Below are 19061 nucleotides of genomic sequence, written 5' to 3'. Positions count from 1 at the left end.
GATGCGCAATGCGACGGACCTTGTAGCATGAAAGAAATGGCGCGTCATCAGCATTGCACCGGGAACAGGGCGGAGTACGGGTCGGCCCGGTTGCGCTTATGGTCATATCGTCATATGAATGGCGGGCGGGAGGGCCTGTCCGCATGATCAAGAACGTGTACGGCAACACGGTGGACCACCTCGGCGAGGCCATCGTTTCCGGGCGCTACGCCGCCGGCGCGACCATTCCGCCCGAGCCGCTGCTGGGCGCGGAGCTCGGCGTCAGCCGCACGGTCGTGCGCGAGGCGGTGAAGTCGCTGGTGGGCAAGGGACTGGTGAGCACCGGCCCCAAGGTGGGCACGCGCGTGCTTTCCTCCGACCACTGGAACTGGTTCGACCCGGACGTCGTGGCCTGGCAGTCCCGCGCCGGCCTCACGCGCGAATTCCTGCGCGACCTGCAGGAGCTGCGGCGGGTGGTCGAGCCGGCGGCGGTGCGGATGGCGGCCGAGCGGGCGACGGCCCAGGACATCGCGGACATCGAGGCTGCCTTCCAGGGCATGCGGCTGGCGGTCGAGGAGGGCGGCGACTACGTCACGCACGACCTGCGCTTCCACCAGGGCCTGCTGCGGGCCTGCGGCAACCGCATGATGATCCAGATGAGCAAGGCCATAGGGGCGCTGCTGCGCACCAGCTTCGAGATCTCCACCAGCCGCAAGGACGGGCCGCGCAATTCGCTGCCCATGCACCGGGCGGTGCTGGATGCGGTGATCGCCCGCAACCCCGCCAAGGCCGAGCGGGCGATCCTGGGCCTGATCGACAGCGCCGGCGACGACATCGACGCCGTGCTGGCCAGCCGCCGCCGCCTGCCCCGGGTGGACGCGCCCGCCCGCCTGCTGCGGGAGACCGGCGGTGTCCGCCGGCCGCCGGCCGGTGGAAGGAGGCGGGTGTGAATCCCCCAGCAACGATTAGGCCACTCTCTTAGCGGCTTGCCCCGGATGAGTACTACACTTTGATACATCGGCACCTCGATGTGCCGGGCAACAAGTTGGGAAGGTAGTTCACGTGGCTTTGTCCGCACGTTTGCCCCTGGCCGCCGGGGCCGACGACCCGCAGCTCTGGCTGCGGCCGTCCGCCCTGCTGGACCTGGAAGACCCGAAGCTGCGGCTGCGGGTGCATGCGCTCACCCAGCTTTGCAAGAACGAGCGCGAGAAGGCGCTCGCGATCTACGGCCATGTCAAGCGGCTGCCGCTCGCCCGCCGGGTGAAGCTGCGCGCCCTGACGGCGCGCGAAGTGTTCGATGCCGGCCGCGGCGACGCGCCGGACAAGGCCACCCTGCTGGTGGCCATGCTGCGCATCGCGCAGCTGCCCGCCCGCATCCGCTACGTCACCCTGGCCGGCGAGATCCTGCGCGGCATCGCCCCCGGGCTGCGCGAGGCGGCGCGGCCGATCGTGGAGATCTGGCTGCATGGCCGCTGGCTGCGCACCGACACCTACATCTTCGATCCCACCTGCATGGCGGCGGCGCGCCAGCGCCTGCGCGACCTGGGCTGGGAATGGGGCTACGGCATCCACGTCAACGGCAACATGCTGTGGGACGGCTACGAGGATTCCTTCCTCGGCGGCGTGCCCACCGAGTGCGACCTGATGGTGGTGCGCGACCTGGGCGTGTTCCACGACGCGCGCGACTTCATGCGCTCGCGCGCCTTCCGGCGCCACTACACGACCGTGCGCATCCTGCACTGGACGCTGCTGGCGCCGATGGTGGACTGGGTGCTGCGCAACCTGCGCAGCGGCACCATGCGGCCGCTGCCGCAGCCGCAGCCGCCTTCCAGCAAACTCAACTGACCGGCTGCATCCGGCCGGAGGGCAGGACCTGCGAGCCGTGCGCAACCGGCACGGTGCGCAGCAGCGCCCGGGCCACGTCCGCCGCCGCGATCGCGCGGTAGTCGTCCGGGATCAGGGGCCGCAGCCAGCGGCTCACCTGCAGCGCCAGCTTCTCGCCCTTGCGCAGGGGCTGGCCGAGCGCGTCGCGGTCGCCATGGAGGATCGAGGGGCGCGCGATGACGACGCCTTCGTAGCCGAGGCCGTCGAGCGCTGCCTCCAGTTCCCCCTTGACCCGGTTGTAGAAGATGCGCGACTGCGAGTCCGCACCCATCGCGCTGACCAGTCCCAGGCGCCGGGCGCCGGCCACCTGGGCCGCCACCGCGACCGCCAGGTTGGCATCGAAATCGATGGCCCGGAAAGCCGGCTGGCTCCCCGCCACCCTGATCGTGGTCCCGAGAGCCAGGTAGACCTCGTCCACCGGGGGAGGGGAGGCAGCGCTGAAAAGCTGACGACGTGCGTCGTCAGCTTGGGGTGCCGGAGCTCCAGCGGGCGGCGGGCCAGCGCATGGACCGCCGCCACCGTTTCATCGGCCAGCAGCCCGTTCAGGATCTCCCGGCCGACGAGGCCCGTGGCACCGGCAACCAGAGCCGTCCGGGTGCGCGGGGCAGCGGGCCGGTCCACCGGTGCGCGGGTCAGCGACCGTAGTTGCGCGCGGGGTTGCTGCGGCCGCGGTTGCCGCCGCCACCGCCACCGCCGCGGCGGCCGTTGCCCGCGCCCATGCTGTCGATGCTGGTGCGCGTCGGGTCCGGCTGGCCGCCGGCGGTGACGCGCTTGACGCCCGTCATGTCGCGGCGCCCCGGCATGTTGGTGCGCAAGGGATCCACGTTGCGCGGCATGCGGTCTTCACCGTCCTCGTCGCGCTCGACGCGGGCTTCGCGCGGCTGCTGCGGCGGACGGGCCTGCTGGGGCGGACGCGCCGGCTGCGGCGGCCGGCCGCCGCGGCCGTTCTGGCCGCCGTTGCCGTTGCGCGCCTGCTGGCCGTTGCCGTTGCCGTTGCCGTTGCGGGCCGGCTGGCCGTTGCCGCCGCCGTTGCGCGCCTGCTGGCCTTCGCCGCGCTGCGCATTGCCGTTGCGGCCGCGCCCGCCCGAGGGCTGGCCGGACTTTTCCTTGTTCTCGCGCATGCGCTGCATCATCTCGCTGCGCGCGGCCTTGGCCGCGGCATTGAGCACCTCGCGCGAGGGCGGGCGGCCCTTGCCGCCCCACAGCACCTGGCGGCCCATGGCGATCGGCTCGGCCTGCTCGCCGGCCTCGGGGCCGAAGCCCTCGACCACCACCGCGGGGATGTCCTGCTTGGTGAAGCGCTCGATCTCCTGCATGAAGCCCTCTTCGTCCAGGCAGACCAGCGACACGGCCTGGCCTTCCTTGCCCGCGCGGCCGGTGCGGCCGATGCGGTGGACGTAGTCTTCCGGCACGTTGGGGATCTCGTAGTTCACCACGTGCGGCAGGTCGTCGATGTCGATGCCGCGGGCGGCGATGTCGGTGGCCACCAGCGCGCGGATCTCGCCGCTCTTGAAGCCGGCCAGCGCCTGCGTGCGCGCCGTCTGGCTCTTGTTGCCGTGCAGGGCCATCGCCGTGATGCCCTTCTTGTTCAGGAAGTCGGCCACGCTGTTGGCGCCGAACTTGGTGCGGGTGAACACCAGCACCTGCGACCAGTCGTGTTCCTGGATCACGTGGGCCAGCAGTTCCTTCTTCTTGCCGCGGCCCACCGGGTGGATGGTCTGCTCGATGCGCTGCACGGTGGTGTTGCGCGGCGTGACCTGGATGCTCTTGGGGTCCTTCAGCAGCGTGTGCGCGAGGTCGCGGATCTCGTCGCTGAAAGTGGCCGAGAACAGCAGGCTCTGCTTCTCGCGGGGCACCAGCGCCAGGATCTTCTTGACGTCCGGCAGGAAGCCCATGTCCAGCATGCGGTCGGCTTCGTCGAGGACCAGCATCTCCACGGTGGACAGGTCCAGGTGGCCTTGCTGCTGCAGATCGAGCAGGCGACCCGGCGTTGCCACGAGGATGTCGACGCCGCCGCGGATGCGGTCGATCTGCGGGTTCATGCCCACGCCGCCGAAGATGACCGTGGAGGTCAGCGGCAGGTACTTCCCGTAGGTGCGGATGGACTCCTCCACCTGCGCGGCGAGCTCACGCGTCGGCGTCAGCACCAGGGCGGCGATGCCGTCCTTGCCGAACTTGTTCTTCCTGCTCTTGCCGTGGGTCAGCTTGTGCAGCATGGGCAGCGTGAAGGCCGCCGTCTTGCCGGTGCCGGTCTGGGCGCCGGCGAGGAGGTCATGGCCTTCGAGGACGGCCGGGATGGCCTGGGCCTGGATGGGGGTGGGGGTGTCGTAGCCTTGCTCGCGAACGGCCTTCAGGATGGCAGGGGCGAGATTCAGTTCGTCAAAATTCATGGGGCAAATAAGCGCCTTCCCGGGCGCGGGGGCATCGGCCGTTCCGGGCCACGCGGGCCGGATCCAGTCAAGGGCTGATGAGGTTCAGGGGTCGGGAGCCTGCGGGCGCGGGGCCTGCGTCGTCCCCAGCGAGGATTCGCTGAGCTCGCGGGCAACTGGAGGCCGCGAGAAGCCGCATTGTCGCACGTCCGGGCGCTTCGTGCCGCGGCCGCCGTTCGTGTTGTTCCTCCGTACCGGCCGTCGCGCGCAAAGTGTCACCCGTCCTGTCAAAAATTGGCGCACGCCTGAGCCTCACCCATAATGGGCTGAACACAAAGTACCAATGGCAACGACCATGAAGCTCCGCCTGGGCGTCGCGGACGACCCTACCCAGTTGCAGCCTTCGCTGAGCGACTGCATGGCGGCCATGCTGAAACAGTCCGAGACCCTGTTCGGCCAGGTGCTGCAGGGGCTGGAGGACGGCGCCCTGGCCACCGGCGGCAAGCGGGTGGTGGCCTTCCAGCTGCCCAACGTGCGCAACGCGATCATCGGGCTGCACGAGGAAGCGGACGCGGTCAAGGCCCACTTCGTGACCGAGCTGACCCGCCTGGTGTACGAGGGCGGCGGCAAGGACCAGACCACCACCGAGGTCCTGCGCTACGAGGACCTGCAGCTGTTCGGCGACGACAAGCTGGACCAGAGCATCGAGCTGGCGCGCGCGCAGCAGGAAGTGGCCATGGCCGTGGACGACGCGCTGCCGGCGCTCGATGCCCTGATCAGCACCATGCTCGGATGGCGCACCATCCAGCCCGGTCTGAACCCGGTGCGGCCGGACGTGTTCGTGAAGGCGCTGCAGTTCGCACTGCAGCAGCACGTCACGGATGCCGAGGCGCGCGAGGCGATCATCACCCCCGCGGCCGGACTGCTGGGCGTGAACCTGCGGCGGCTGTACCGCGAGATGACCGACTGGCTGCGCTCCACGGGCGTCGAGCCGGCCGTTCCCCTGGGGGCCGGGTCGGCAAGGGCTCCGGTGCCGGCGGCAAGCCCGTCACGGACACCGCGGCCAAGACCCTGCTCACGCTGGACCGGCTGCGCAAGCTGCTGGTGGGCGACCTGGACCAGCCGCGCAAGGCGGAGTTCCTGCACACGGTGCCGGCCTCCATGGCGCTGCTGCAGGACCTGAAGAAGACCGACGAACTGGTCAAGCGGCTGGAAAAGCGTCCCAAGGCCACTGCCGCGCCGGCCGAGCCGGTCGACATGCTGGCCGGTGTCGGCACGCCCGCCACGGTGCCGTCGCGCATCGGCGAGCAGCTGGGCGAGGAAGTGGTGCAGATGATGTTCGACCACCTCGCCGAGGACCGCCGCCTGCTCACGCCGCTCAAGCGCCAGCTCAAGGCCATGCAGGGTGCCGTGCACCGGCTGGCCAAGGAAGACTCGCGCTTCTTCAGCGACCGCACCCACCCGGCGCGCCAGGTGCTGGATCGCATCACGCAGCGCAGCCTGGCCTTCCAGGCCGAGACCGACCCGGGCTTCGACCGCTTCATGAAGTCGGTGGAGTCCGCCTCGCAGTGGCTGGAAAGCAAGGTGGTGGACGCCGACACCTTCCGCGAGCTGCTGGGCCACCTGCAGGAGCAGTGGAAGGACCAGGACCAGGGTAGCAAGCAGAAGCGCGCGGAAGCCGCCAAGGCCCTGCTGCACGCGGAACAGCGCAACCTGCTCGCGCAGAAGCTGGCCGCCGAATTCCTGAGCTGCTGCAAGGCATGGACGTCGCCGATTTCGTGCGCGACTTCCTGCGCAATGCCTGGGCCCAGGTGGTGGCCGAGGCGCAGCTCAGTTGCGAGGACGGCGAGGCCGACCCGCACGGCTACCGCGCGCTGGTCGACGACCTGGTGTGGAGCGTGCAGAAGTCCACGGCGCAGCGCGGCCGCGCGCGCCGCCTGGTGCAGATGATCCCCGGGCTGCTGCAGCGCATGCGCGAGGGCCTTCAGGGCATCGGCTACCCGCCCGAGATGACGCAGCGCTTCTTCGACCACCTGATCACGCTGCACAAGGCGGCGGTGCAGGAAGGCCGCGACGAGGCGGTGCAGAAGGCGGCCGACGAGGCCTGGGAAGAGGAATCGAAGTTCACCGACAGCCAGGTCGAGATGTGGCTCGACGGCGTGGAGGTGCAGGAGTCGGGCTACGTCGACTTCCCGGGCCTGGACACCGACGTCGAACACGTAGCTTCGCCCGAGGCCGCCCCGCAGGCGGATGAGCCGGCCCCCGCGGCGGCAGCCGGCAGCGAGGCGGCCAAGGCCGAAGAGGCCGCGGAACCGGGCGGCCGCCCGGATCGAGGACCTGAAGGTGGGCACCTGGGTGGAGATCCAGATCAAGGGCGAATGGGTGCGCGCGCAGCTCACCTGGTGCAGCCCGATGGCCACCCTGTTCATGTTCACCTCGGTGGGCGGCGCCGCCCACTCGATGTCGCGCCGCACGCTGGACAAGCTGCGCGCCAGCGACCACGTGCGCATCGTCGCCGACCGCCCGGTGGTGGACGAAGCCCTGGACCACGTGGCCCGCGCGGCCCTGAAGAACAGCATCGGCAAGAAGGCCTGACGAAGCCGCGCGCGCGCGGGATTTCGTCATGCGGGATAATCGACGGTTTCCCGCAGCAAAGTCCTATGGCCCAGTACGTCTACACCATGAACCGCGTCGGCAAGATCGTGCCGCCGAAGCGGCAGATCCTGAAAGACATCTCGCTCAGCTTCTTCCCCGGGGCCAAGATCGGCGTCCTGGGCCTGAACGGTTCCGGCAAGTCCACCCTGCTGAAGATCATGGCCGGCCTCGACAAGGAGATCGAGGGCGAGGCGATCCCGATGCCGGGCATCAAGATCGGCTACCTGCCGCAGGAGCCGCAGCTCAATCCCGATGAGACCGTGCGCCAGGCCGTCGAAGGCGGCATGGGCGAGGTGCTGACCGCCAAGGCGCGCCTGGAAGAGATCTACGCCGCCTACGCCGAGCCCGATGCCGATTTCGACAAGCTGTCGGAGGAGCAGGGCCGGCTGGAGGCGATCATCGCGGCCGCCGGCGCCGACGACACCGAGCACCAGCTGGAAATCGCGGCCGACGCACTGCGCCTGCCGCCCTGGGACGCGATGATCAGGAACCTGTCGGGTGGCGAGAAGCGCCGCGTGGCGCTGTGCCGCCTGCTGCTGTCCAAGCCCGACATGCTGCTGCTGGACGAACCCACCAACCACCTGGACGCCGAATCGGTGGAGTGGCTGGAGCAGTTCCTCGCGCGCTTCCCGGGCACCGTGGTGGGCATCACCCACGACCGCTACTTCCTGGACAACGCCGCCGAGTGGATCCTGGAACTGGACCGCGGCCGCGGCATTCCGTACAAGGGCAACTACTCCACCTGGCTGGAGCAGAAGGAAGCGCGCCTGGAGTCCGAGCAGCGCACCGAGGACGCCCGCACCAAGGCGATGAAGAAGGAACTGGAGTGGGCGCGCTCCAATCCCAAGGGCCGGCAGGCCAAGAGCAAGGCGCGCCTGGCGCGCTTCGAGGAACTGTCCGACTACGAATACCAGAAGCGCAACGAGACCAACGAGATCTTCATCCCGGTGGGCGAGCGCCTGGGCCACGAGGTGATCGAGTTCGTGAACGTGTCCAAGTCCTTCGGCGACCGCATGCTGATCGACAACCTGAGCTTCAAGGTGCCCGCGGGCGCCATCGTCGGCATCATCGGCCCCAACGGCGCCGGCAAGTCCACGCTGTTCAAGATGATCGCGGGCAAGGAGAAGCCGGACGCGGGCGAGGTGAAGATCGGCAAGACCGTGCAGATGGCCTTCGTCGACCAGCACCGCGACGAACTGGCCAACGACAAGACCGTGTGGGAGGACGTCTCCGGCGGCCTCGACCTGATCCAGATCGGCAAGTTCACCATGCCCAGCCGCGCCTACTGCGGCCGCTTCAACTTCAACGGCGGCGACCAGCAGAAGAAGGTCGGCCTGCTCTCCGGCGGCGAGCGCGGGCGCCTGCACCTGGCCAAGACGCTGCTGCAGGGCGGCAACGTGCTGCTGCTGGACGAACCGTCCAACGACCTGGACGTGGAAACCCTGCGGGCGCTGGAAGACGCGCTGCTGGAATTCGCGGGCAGCGTGATGGTGATCAGCCACGACCGCTGGTTCCTGGACCGCATCGCCACCCACATCCTGGCCGCGGAAGACGAGGGCAAGTGGGTGTTCTTCGACGGCAACTACCAGGAATACGAAGCCGACAAGCGCAAGCGCCTGGGCGAGGAAGGTGCAAGACCGCACCGGGTGCGCTATAAAGCGCTGAAGTAAGTTCGCGCCTGCGGGCGCCGATACCAAACGAGGAGGCGGGCCGCAATGAGCGGCACCACGCAACAACCGCAGTACCAGTCGCTCTATCGTGCCTGCATCAAGGACGCCGCCGTCGCCGGCGCGGAACTGATGCAGGCCACGCTGTCGCGCGCCCTGCGCGAGTTGCCTGGTACCGCGGCCCGCGTGTCGGACGTGGTGGACCGCAACCTGCTGCTGGAAGCCGCGGGTGTCCTGAAGGAACAGCAGCAGGCGCTGACCGGCGCCTTCCCGCAGGCGCTGCTCGCCGAATTCGCGCAGGCGATCGCCGGCGACCGCGGCTCCTCCCTCAGCTTCGATTCGCTCCAGCTGCTCGGCGACGAACAGCTGCAGGAGAACGCCGACCTGGTGCACGGCGCGCGCGAGCTGGAAGCGGCCGTGCGGCCGCAGCTGGAAAAGCTGGAAGCCACGCTGGCCGCCGCCGGGCTGACGCCGGCCGGCGGGATGCACCGCCACCCGCTGCGCCCCGAGGTCTACGTGCGCAGCATCTACCGCCTGGCGCGCCAGAGCCCGGTCTCGCCGGCCGTGCGGCGCCGCTGGCTGCGCTACCTGCCGCCGTTGATGGCCGAGGAACTCGCGCAGTCCTATGCCGCGATGGCCCAGCGCCTGCAACCGGCCGCCGCCGCTTCGCAGGAGGACGGCCTGGTGGGGATGGACGACGGCGTGCCGCAGGAGGCACGGGACCAGGCGACGCAGCTCACGATCCGCGAACTGCGCAAGCTGCTGTCCGCGCAGTCCGCGGACGACGCCAACGAATCGGTCGTCATCTTCAGCGAGAGCGACTTCTCGCACACGGTGCCTTCGGCGCTGGAGATGGTGCAGGACATGCGCAAGGTGGACCAGCTGCTGCTGCAGCTGCGCCAGCGCCAGGCCGCCATGCCGGGGCGGGGGCGCGACAGCCTGGAAAGCTTCCGCGAAGCGCTGCGTCAGGAAGCCAAGCGGCCCTCGCAGGCGCTCGGCCTGGAGGTCGTCCACCTGATGGTCGACAACCTCTCGGCCGACCCGCGGCTGCTGCCCGGCGTGCGCGGCATCGTGCGCGACCTGGAGCCGGCGCTGCTGCGGCTGGCGCTGGTCGATCCCCGCTTCTTCAGCGATCGCGAGCATCCCGCCCGCCAGGTGCTGGAGCAGATCACGCAGCGCAGCCTGGCCTGGAGTTCGGCGGACGACCCCGGCTTCGGCACCTTCATGGACGTCCTGCAGCAGGCCACCGATGCGCTGCTGGATGCGGGCGGCACCGGGCCGGAGAGCTTCGAGATCGCGCTGCATGCGCTGCAGGAGGCCTGGGACGAGGCGCAGCCGCGCGGCCGGCGCAACCGCGAGCGCGCGGTGCGGGCGCTGATGCGCGCCGAGCAGCGCAACCTGCTGGCCGAGCGGCTGGCCCGGCAGATCCTGGAGCGGCCCGACGCGGCTTCCGCGCCACCCGAGGCGCTGGCCTTCCTCACCGGCCCCTGGGCGCAGGTGATGGCGCAGGCGCGACTGGCCGACACCACGGGCGCCGAGGATCCCTGGGGCTACGGGTGGGTGGTCCAGACGGTGCTGTGGAGCGTGCAGCCTCCGCTGGCCGCGCGCGTGGCCGCGCACCAGCGCACGCTGGTGGCACGCATCGACGAGGGGCTCTCCAGCATCGACCACCTGCCGGCCGACACCGACCGCTGGCAGAACCTGCTGTCCGCGCTGCGCGACCTCGCGCTGTCCACCGCCACCGGCAGCGCGCTGCGGCCGGCGGACCACGAGCCGCCGCCGGAGCGCGTGAACACCTGGCTGGCGCCGCTGGAAATGCACGAGTCGGGCTTCGTGCCGGATTCGGCCATCCCGCTGGGCGCCCCCGCCTCGCAGCCCGACACGCTGCCGCCGCAGGAACTGGAGGTCGGCGCGTACGTGGACCTGCAGGGCGACGGCTGGGAACGCTGGCAGCTCACCTGGGCCAGCCCGCACGGCCTGCTGTTCATGTTCACGCACGCCAGCGGCTCCACGCGCTCGATGACGCGCCGCAAGTTGAACGGCATGCTGGGCCAGGGCTCCCTGCGCCTGGTCTCCGCGCACCCGGTGGTGGACGGCGCGCTCGATGCCGTCGCGCGGGCGGCCTGGCGGAACAGCTCGAGCCTGTGAAGGTGGGTCGGGGTTCGGCGACATGCACGTGGTCATGCTGGCGACCCCCGCGTGCCATCGCTAGCTGGCGGCGTGCCGCCAGCTTCCTCCACGTGCACTTCGCTGCGGATCGAGTTGGCGATGAAGCAGTGCCCGTGCGCGGAGTGGTGCAGCGCATCGATGGCGGCGTCGTCGGGTGCGGCCGGACCCGAGACCACCACCTGCGGCCGCAGCACGATCTCGGTGATGCCCTGGCGGCCGTCGGCGAAGCGCGCCATGTGGCCTTCCGCGGCGTCGGTGTAGCTGTCGATCACGTAACCCTGTTCCGCGGCCAGCGAGAGGAACCACAGCATGTGGCAGCTCGAGACGGCGGCCACCAGCGCTTCCTCGGGGTCCACGGCCGATGGGTCGGAGTAGGGCGGCCGCACCGAATGCGGTGAGCTCGATCCCGGTACCACGGCACCGCCGTCGAAGCGCCAGTGGTGCGCGCGGCTGTACTTGCGGTCGCTGAACGCTTCGCCGCCGCGTGACCATTCGATGGTGCAGCCGTAGGTGGCCATGCCGCTCTCCTTCATGATTTCGCGAGCGCGGCCAGCGCGCTGCGCTCGGTTTCCGCCAGGTGGGTCTGCAGCACCTTCACGGCCGCCTTCGCATCGCGCCGCTTGACCGCGCGCACCAGCGCATGGTGCTCCTCGTGCCAGCCCTGCGCTCGCGCGCCCGGCTTCATGCGCGCGAAGTAGAAGCGGTCCACCAGGTGGCGCAGCCGGCGCACGATCGCCATGGACTCGGGCCGCTGGGCGGGCGCGTACAGCGCCTCGTGGAACTCGCGGTCGCCGGCGATCCAGTCGGCCACCGCATGTGCCTTGTCCAGCGCCGCCTGCACCGTCTCCACGCGGTTGATGGTTTCGGCCGTGTGCCGCGGCACCGCTTCCGCCAGCACGTCGCTTTCGATCAGCAGGCGCAGGCGGAACCATTCGCGCAGGTCGGCGGCGCTGGCCGTGCGCACGTACATGCCCTTGTTGGGGACCATGCGCACAAGGCCCTCCGCCTGCAGCTGGAACAGCGCCTCGCGCACGGGCACGCGGCTCACGCCGAACTCTGCCGCGATCTCCTCCTGCCTCAGCGGCGCGCCAGAAGCCCAGCGGCCGCGATCGAGCGACTGCCTCAGCAGCTGGGTCACGGCGGACGAGGTGGTCTGGGCAATCGACGAGGCAGGCATGCCCGGTTTATACGTGTATACAAGTTGAGCCACAAGGCCGCTGAGGCACCTTTGCAACACGGCAGAGCCTGCTTCACCTGCATGGTCGCGGCGGGTGAATATTCACGAGTTCCTCTCGCGCAACGCGCGCAGCCCATGAGTTTTTCACGCCTACACGCAATGTAGGACGAGACGCTGTAACAGCCCGAACTTCCTCCGACACGGCCTGTCAATTGGTCTTGTTCGCAATTTCAAGCAGGGGACTCCAGGGATGAAAGAGCGCATTGCCTCGCACGTGGCCTCCGTTCACAACGTCGTGATGCTCGCCGGCCTCGTCGCCATCGGCCTCACGGGGTCGATGGGCACGCTGCCGGCGCCTACGTCCGACACCCTTGCCAGGCGCGTCCACGCGGGCAAGGTGGCGGAGCCGCAACCCCAGCCGCAGATCGCCATCGCGACGAATCCTGCCGCGGCCGCGAAGTCCCCGTTCCGCATGGACCTCTCGTACTACGAGCAGCTGCGCAGCAAGCTGAACTGGCTGCCCGTGCGCTACGCCGGCAGCGTGCTGAAGACTCCCGATCCCGAATCGCGCCTGCTGCTGGCGCAGTCGGCCGCGCAGCGCGCCGGCCTCGAGGAAGTGGGCCTGAGCTACCGCGACGTGTACGGCATCATCAATGCCGAGACCTCGTGGATCCCGCGCATGGGCGCCAGCAAGGACGGCACGCCCAACCTCGGCATCGCGCAGTTCGAGCCGGCCACCGCCAGGGCCGTGGGCCTCGCGGACCCGACCGACCCGGTCCAGGCCGTGCACGCCGCTGCCGTCCACCTGAAGGATGCGGCGAAGTGGAGCGCCAGGCGCATCGCCGACCTGAAACTGTCGCCCGAGCAGCACGCCGTCAAGCTGCGCGAAGGCGTCTCGATCTACTACAACCTGTCCACCAAGGGCCGCAACACCTGGAACGGCCTCAACACCGCCAAGCTGCCGGTGGAAACGCGCCGCCACATCGCCAACGCGCGCGTCGGCGCGCGCGAGGCGGCGGAACTGGAGTCCCAGCTGCAGCAGGTGAAGGCCCGCGTCGGCCAGCCCGGCATGATGACCGCGTCCTTCCAGGGCGGCCGCAGCTAAGGCCTAGGTGGCGTGCAGCGCCCGGCGCCGCACGGCGTCGATGTTGTTGCGCAGCGCGTAGAGCTCGTCGGCGTACGACAGCGGAACGCTGATGCGTCCCACCCGGTCGTCCAGCGCGTCGAGTTCGCGCGCCACGTCCGCGGCGGAATGCGGCTGCGCGTGCAGCCGGGTCTCGATGTCGCGCAGCTGGCCGTACCAGCGGAACACGCGCGAGCGGATGCGGAACTGGTACAGCGGCGGCACGATCCGCGACAGCGGCAGCAGTACGGCCAGGATGATGCCCAGCGCCAGCCACATGCGTTCCACCAGGTTGGCCAGCCAGAAGGGCAGCCAGCGCTGCAGGAAGGGCTGGCCGCTGCGCATGACGCGCTCGGCCTCGCGCGAGATCGGGTACTCGCTGTGCTCGATGTTCGGGAAGCTGCCCGCGCGGTTGAACCAGCCGGCGGGGCTGTGCATGTCGCGCGCCGCCTGCGCGAACAGCTGCAGCAGCGCCGGATGCGTGTCCTCGCGCGCCAGCAGCGAGGTGGTGGTCGCGACCAGCCGCACGTCCTGCGGCGGCAGGTCCTTGGAGAGGTCCACCACGCCACGCGGCAGCACCACCGGCGTCAGGAAGGGAAAGCGGCGCGAGTAGGCTTCGCTCTGGCTGAAGTCCATCAGGCGCACGCCCGGCGTCTGCAGCAGCATCTGCACCATCAGCGATTCGGGCGCGGAAGCAAACACCAGCGCATCGAGCTCGCCACCCAGGAAGGCGACGGTCGCGGACGTCTGGTCCAGGCGCGACAGCTTCAGTTGCGCCGGGTCCATGCGGTTGGCCTCGAACAGGCGGCGCATCAGGAAGGGCGAGCCGCTGCCGCGCGCCCCCACGTTCACGCGCAGGTCCTGGAACTGCGACAGCGAGGTGAGCGTGCCGCCCGCCTTCTTCGCCGCGTCCTCGCGGTAGAACAGCCACAGCGGCTCCACGAACAGGCTGCCCAGCGACACGATGCCGCTTTCCTCGTTGGCGTTGCGCTCGCTGGCGCCGCCCTGCACGAAGCCGACGTCCGCCTTGCCCGCGCGCAGCAGCCGCAGGTTGCTGGGCGAGCCTTCGCTGGGCACCAGCACCACCTCGATGCCGTAGGCCTTCAGCGCCTTCTGGTAGCGCTTGCCGAATTCCTCGTAGGCGCTCTGCGCCGGCCCGGTCGCCAGCGTCACCTTCTTCGGCGGGTTCGGGTTGAGCCACCAGTAGGCCAGCACCAGCAGCGCCACGGCCAGCAGGGCCACAGGCCCGGCGGAGATCAGCAGGTCGCGGATGGAAAGCAGCGTGTTGCGCAAGAGGGTCACCGGTTTCATGCGAGCTCACCCGCCGCCGGCAGGGAAAGGTTGCCGACGTGGACCGCGCGCGCGGCGCGGATCGCGCGCACCACCGCCTGCGCGCAGGCTTCGGCCGCCATCGCACCCAGCGTCATCATGCCCAGGCTGCGGCCGCTCTCGCCGGTGGCCAGCGCGAACAGCGTGTCGCCGTCGGACAGGGTGTGGCAGGGGTTGATGGCGCGCGCCAGGCCGTCGTGCCCCTGGGTGGCGAGCCTGCCGGCCTGCACCTTGGTCAGCACGGCGTCGGTGGCGACCACGCCGATGGTGGTGTTGGTCCCTGGCAGGATGGGCTGCGCCAGCTCGCCGCGCAGCAGCGCGCGCCGCGTGTCCAGCAGTGACCTGCCGTCGGCGGTGCGCGCGCCGGCGACCACCTGCGCGGTGTCCGGGTCGATCACGTCGCCGAGTGCATTGCAGGCGACGATGGCGCCGACCGTGACGCCGTCCACGGTGACCGAGGCCGTCCCGATGCCGCCCTTCATCGCCCGCTGGAAGCCGAAGATCTTGCCGATCACCGCCCCCGCGCCCGCACCCACGTTGCCCTGCGCGGGCGCCTCGCGCGATGCGGCCTGGCAGGCTGCGTAGCCGGCCGCGGCGTCGGGGCGGATGCGCTGGTCGCCCAGCGGCAGGTCGAACAGCACGGCGCCGGGGACCAGCGGCACGCGCCCCGGTCCCACCTGCAGGCCGATGCCCTGTTCGTCCAGCCAGCGCATCACGCCGCCGGCGGCGTCCAGCCCCAGGCGCTGCCGCCGGCCAGCAGGATGCCGTGCACGCGCTCCACCACGTTGTGCGGGGCCAGCAGGTCGGTTTCGCGGGTGCCGGGGGCCGCGCCCCGGACGTCGACCGCGGCGACCGCGCTGGCGCGCGCGAGCACCACGGTGCAGCCCGTGGGCCGCCGGCTGTCGGTGAAGTGGCCGACCTCGATGCCGGCCACGTCGGTGATGGAGGAATGCATGCAGCGATTATTGCGCCCGGCCCGGGTGCCGCCGTTTCCTTGACGCAGTCGTGATTCACCGGCGCCACACCGGCCCAGAATGAAGCGAGGGAGGACCGCGCCATGCGACAGGGCGACCCGGTGCTTTGGACCATCCTGCTGTGCGCGGCGCTGGCCGGTGGCGCGCGGGCGGCGGACGGCGAAGGAGAGCCGGCGAGCGCCGCCGCCATCCGGGACCGCGCCGCGCAGGCCGAGGCCGACCCGGCCTTGCAGTCCAGGCTGCTGCAGCTCGGTCGCAAGGTCGCCGTCGTCTGCGCCCACTGCCACGGCGCGCACGGGATCGCCGCCCGGCCCGACGCCCCCATCCTCACCGCGCAGAAGCGCGCCTACCTCCTCGAACAGCTGCAGCAGTTCGCCGACGGCCGCCGCCGCGACCCGCTCATGGAGGAGGTGATGGGCAACATGAGCGTCGACGAGATGGTGGGCGCCGTGCTGTTCTTCTCGGCGCAGCCGCTCAGGCGGCCTGCGGGACCGCCACCCGCGTTTTCCGCGGACGCCGGATCAGCAGGTAGGCCGCCGGCACCAGGAACATCGACAGCAGCGGCGCGGTGATCATGCCGCCCACCATGGGCGCGGCGATGCGCTGCATTACCTCGCTGCCGGCGCCGCCGCCCCACAGGATGGGGAACAGGCCGGCCAGGATCACCGCCACGGTCATCGCCTTCGGCCGCACGCGCATCACCGCCCCGTGCTCGATCGCGCGGTGCAGCTCCGCTTCGGTGTCTTCGCTGCGGTCCTCCCAGGCGTGCTTCAGGTACAGCAGCATGATGACGCCGAACTCCGCCGCCACGCCGGCCAGCGCGATGAAGCCGACGGCGCCGGCGACCGACAGGTTGTAGCCCAGCGCCCACAGCAGCCACACGCCGCCCACCAGCGCGAAGGGCAGCGTCGCCATGATCAGCAGCGCCTCGTCGATGCGCCGGAAGGTGAGGTACAGCAACACGAAGATGATCAGCAGCGTGAAGGGCACCACCAGCTTGAGCTTCTGCGTGGCGCGTTCCAGGTATTCGAACTGGCCGGACCAGGAGACCGAGTAACCCGGTGGCAGCTGCACTTTCGCCGCCACTTCGCGCTGCATCTCGCGCACCACGCCGCTCAGGTCGCGGCCACGCACGTCCACGTAGATCCAGCCGGACAGGCGCGCGTTCTCGCTGCGCAGCATGGGCGGGCCGTCGGTGACCTTCACCTCGGCCACGTCGGCCAGCAGCAGGCGCTGGCCGCGCTCGGTCACGATCGGCAGCTGCCGCAATGCGTCCAGCGAGTCGCGGATCTCGCGCGGGTAGCGCAGGTTGATGGGGAAGCGCTGCAGGCCCTCCACGGTCTCGCCGATGTTCTCGCCGCCGATCGCGGAGCCGATCACCGCCTGCACGTCGGCCACGTTGAGGCCGTAGCGGGCGGCCGCCTCGCGCTTGATGTCGATGTCCACGTAGCGGCCGCCCGAGAGGCGCTCCGCCAGCGCGCTGCCCACGCCCGCCACCGGCTTGACCGCCTGCTCGATCTCCTTGGCGACGCGGTCGATGGTGGCCAGGTCCGGGCCGGCGACCTTGATGCCGACCGCGCTCTTGATGCCGGTGGCCAGCATGTCGATGCGGTTGCGGATCGGCGGCACCCAGATGTTGGCCAGGCCGGGGACGCGCACGGTCCGGTCCAGTTCCTCCACGAGCTTGTCCATGGTCATGCCGGCGCGCCACTGGTCGCGCGGCTTGAGCTGGATGGTGGTCTCGAACATCTCCAGCGGCGCCGGGTCGGTGGCCGTCTCCGCGCGGCCCGCCTTGCCGTACACGCTGCGCACCTCGGGCACGGTGCGGATCAGGCGGTCGGTCTGCTGCAGCAGCTCGCCCGCCTTGCCGGCGGACAGGCCGGGCAGGGCGGTGGGCATGTACAGCAGGTCGCCCTCCTCCATGGCCGGCAGGAACTCGGAGCCGATGCGCGAGAGCGGCCACAGGCTCACCAGCAGGAGCAGGACGGCGACCGCCAGCGTCGCCTTCGGCGCCGCCAGCACGCGCGCCAGCAGCGGCTGGTAGATGCGGATCAGGAAGCGGTTGATCGGGTTGCGGTCCTCGCTCGGGATCCTGCCGCGGATCAGCAGGCCCATGAGCACCGGGATCAGCGTGACCGACAGGCCCGCCGCCGCGGCCATCGCGTAGGTCTTGGTGAAGGCCAGCGGCCCGAACAGCCGTCCTTCCTGCGCCTGCAGCGTGAACACGGGGATGAAGCTGAGGGTGATGACCAGCAGCGAGAAGAACAGGGCCGGCCCGACCTCCGCTGCCGAGGCCCCGATCACCTTCCAGTGCGCCTCGCCTTCCAGCTTCTCGCCAGGATGCGCGTGGTGCCAGCGCTCGATGTGCTTGTGCGCGTTCTCGATCATCACCACGGCGGCATCGACCATGGCGCCGATCGCGATGGCGATGCCGCCCAGCGACATGATGTTGGCGTTGACGCCCTGCCAGCGCATCACGATGAAGGACGCCAGGATGCCCAGCGGCAGCGACACGATCGCCACGAAGGACGAGCGCAGGTGGAACAGGAAGGCGAAGCACACCAGCGCCACCACGATGAACTCCTCCACCAGCTTGGTGCCCAGGTTCTTCACCGCCCGTTCGATCAGGCCCGAGCGGTCGTAGGTGGTCACCACCTGCACGCCCTGCGGCAGGGTCTTCTGCAGTTCCGCCATCTTCAGCTTCACCGCGCGTATCGTCTCCAGCGCGTTCTTGCCCGAGCGCATGACGATGACGCCGCCCACGGCCTCGCCCTCGCCATCGAGCTCGCCGATGCCGCGCCGCATCTCGGGGCCCACCTGCACCCGCGCCACGTCGCCGAGCCGCACGGAGATCCCGCGTTCGCTGGTGGTCAGCGGGATGGCGCGGAAGTCGTCCAGCGTCTGCAGGTAGCCGGAAGCGCGCACCATGTACTCGGCTTCCCCATCTCCAGCACCGAGCCGCCGGTCTCCTGGTTGGCGCGCTGCACGGCCTCCATCACGCGCGACAGCGGGATGCCGTAGGCGGCCAGCTTCTCGGGGTCGGCGACGATCTGGTACTGCCGCACCATGCCGCCGATGGTGGCGACCTCGGCCACGTCGGGGATGGTCTTGAGCTCGAAGCGCAGGAACCAGTCCTGCAGGGCGCGCAGCTGCGCAATGTCCATGCGGCCGCTGCGGTCCACCAGCGCGTACTGGTAGATCCAGCCGACGCCGGTCGCGTCCGGACCGATCGCCGAGCGCGCGCCGGCGGGCAGCCGTCCCTGCGCCTGGTTCAGGTACTCCAGCACGCGCGAGCGCGCCCAGTACAGGTCGGTGCCATCCTCGAACAGCACGTACACGAAGCTGTCGCCGAAGAAGGAGTAGCCGCGCACCGTCTTGGCGCCCGGAACCGACAGCATCGTGGTGGTGAGCGGATAGGTCACCTGGTTCTCCACGATGCGCGGCGCCTGGCCCGGCCAGGTGGTGCGGATGATCACCTGCACGTCCGACAGGTCGGGCAGGGCATCCAGCGGCGTGCGCAGCATGGAGACGACGCCGGCCACGGCGACGATCAGCGTCGCCAGCAGCACCAGGAAGCGGTTGGCGATCGACCAGTGGATCAGGCGCGCGATCATGGCTTGCCTTTCGCCGCCGGCGCGCCGCGGGTGAGCGCGGTGATCTCCGCCTCGCCCGGCCCGGGCACGCGGAACTCCACTTCCACCTGGTCGCCGGCGGCCAGCCCCCCGCGGCAGCTTC

Annotated in this window: 12 protein-coding genes and 4 pseudogenes; 9 read left to right on the top strand and 7 right to left on the bottom strand. The window is 70.3% G+C overall.

From position 1 onward, the window contains the following. Positions 1–143 precede the first annotated feature (143 nt). Both HK415_RS12940 and HK415_RS12935 read left to right on the top strand, forming a co-directional pair. Positions 144–929: a FadR/GntR family transcriptional regulator gene (locus tag HK415_RS12940; protein ID WP_171559864.1), complete on the top strand. Its 786-nt coding sequence runs from the start codon at positions 144–146 to the stop codon at positions 927–929. 112 nt (positions 930–1041) lie between these two features. Then, a complete protein-coding gene (locus HK415_RS12935) occupies positions 1042–1824 on the top strand; it encodes a transglutaminase-like domain-containing protein (protein ID WP_171559861.1) in 783 nt (260 codons plus the stop codon). Here the strand turns inward: HK415_RS12935 and HK415_RS12930 are convergent. Beyond that, positions 1817–2281 carry a Rossmann-fold NAD(P)-binding domain-containing protein gene (locus tag HK415_RS12930; RefSeq protein ID WP_309246684.1) on the bottom strand — a complete coding sequence of 155 codons (465 nt, stop codon included), beginning with the start codon at positions 2279–2281 and terminating at the stop codon, positions 1817–1819. The genes HK415_RS12935 and HK415_RS12930 overlap by 8 nt on opposite strands. 214 nt (positions 2282–2495) lie before the next feature. Continuing rightward, positions 2496–4253: a DEAD/DEAH box helicase gene (locus tag HK415_RS12925; RefSeq protein ID WP_171559859.1), complete on the bottom strand. Its 1758-nt coding sequence runs from the start codon at positions 4251–4253 to the stop codon at positions 2496–2498. Positions 4254–4587: 334 nt separating this feature from the next. Here HK415_RS12925 and HK415_RS27565 point away from each other — a divergent pair, with 334 nt between their 5' ends. The 5 genes and pseudogenes from HK415_RS27565 (at position 4588) to HK415_RS12900 (ending at position 10702) form a co-directional block, all read left to right on the top strand. Then, complete coding sequence (locus HK415_RS27565) at positions 4588–5415, top strand: DUF1631 family protein (RefSeq protein WP_171559857.1); 828 nt, start codon at positions 4588–4590, stop codon at positions 5413–5415. Continuing rightward, positions 5394–5795: pseudogene (locus HK415_RS27560) on the top strand (hypothetical protein); the annotation flags it as partial. The gene HK415_RS27565 and the pseudogene HK415_RS27560, both read left to right, overlap by 22 nt. Positions 5796–5992: 197 nt before the next feature. Further along, positions 5993–6208: pseudogene (locus HK415_RS27555) on the top strand (hypothetical protein); the annotation flags it as partial. Between the two features lie 684 nt (positions 6209–6892). After that, entirely contained in the window at positions 6893–8557 is a 1665-nt protein-coding gene (ettA, locus tag HK415_RS12905) for an energy-dependent translational throttle protein EttA (RefSeq protein ID WP_171559852.1), read from the top strand. 45 nt (positions 8558–8602) lie between these two features. Further along, positions 8603–10702: a DUF1631 family protein gene (locus HK415_RS12900; RefSeq protein WP_171559848.1), complete on the top strand. Its 2100-nt coding sequence runs from the start codon at positions 8603–8605 to the stop codon at positions 10700–10702. Positions 10703–10734: 32 nt separating this feature from the next. On the opposite strand, the gene HK415_RS12895 is transcribed toward HK415_RS12900, so the two are convergent. Further along, a complete protein-coding gene (locus HK415_RS12895; protein ID WP_171559846.1) occupies positions 10735–11241 on the bottom strand; it encodes an OsmC family protein in 507 nt (168 codons plus the stop codon). Between the two features lie 11 nt (positions 11242–11252). Then, entirely contained in the window at positions 11253–11861 is a 609-nt protein-coding gene (locus HK415_RS12890; protein ID WP_171559844.1) for a GntR family transcriptional regulator, read from the bottom strand. 289 nt (positions 11862–12150) lie between these two features. On the opposite strand from HK415_RS12890, the gene HK415_RS12885 reads away from it, so the two are divergent. Beyond that, entirely contained in the window at positions 12151–13005 is an 855-nt protein-coding gene (locus HK415_RS12885) for a lysozyme family protein (RefSeq protein WP_171559842.1), read from the top strand. A gap of 3 nt (positions 13006–13008) precedes the next feature. On the opposite strand, the gene HK415_RS12880 is transcribed toward HK415_RS12885, so the two are convergent. Together HK415_RS12880 and HK415_RS12875 are read right to left on the bottom strand one after the other, a co-directional pair. Beyond that, complete coding sequence (locus tag HK415_RS12880; protein ID WP_171559840.1) at positions 13009–14334, bottom strand: TAXI family TRAP transporter solute-binding subunit; 1326 nt, start codon at positions 14332–14334, stop codon at positions 13009–13011. Continuing rightward, a pseudogene (locus HK415_RS12875) lies at positions 14331–15307 on the bottom strand (P1 family peptidase). Before HK415_RS12875 ends, HK415_RS12880 begins: the two are co-directional and overlap by 4 nt. 102 nt (positions 15308–15409) lie before the next feature. Here HK415_RS12875 and HK415_RS12870 point away from each other — a divergent pair. Then, positions 15410–15898, top strand: coding sequence for a c-type cytochrome (locus HK415_RS12870; protein ID WP_171559838.1), 489 nt, complete (start codon positions 15410–15412; stop codon positions 15896–15898). Here HK415_RS12870 and HK415_RS12865 read toward each other — a convergent pair. Further along, positions 15801–18940 (bottom strand): annotated as a pseudogene (locus HK415_RS12865) (efflux RND transporter permease subunit). The gene HK415_RS12870 and the pseudogene HK415_RS12865 overlap by 98 nt on opposite strands. Positions 18941–19061 lie beyond the last annotated feature (121 nt).

Source organism: Ramlibacter montanisoli, assembly GCF_013087525.1.
Lineage (GTDB): Bacteria > Pseudomonadota > Gammaproteobacteria > Burkholderiales > Burkholderiaceae_C > Ramlibacter > Ramlibacter montanisoli.
This window is presented reverse-complemented; position numbering and strand designations above follow the sequence as displayed.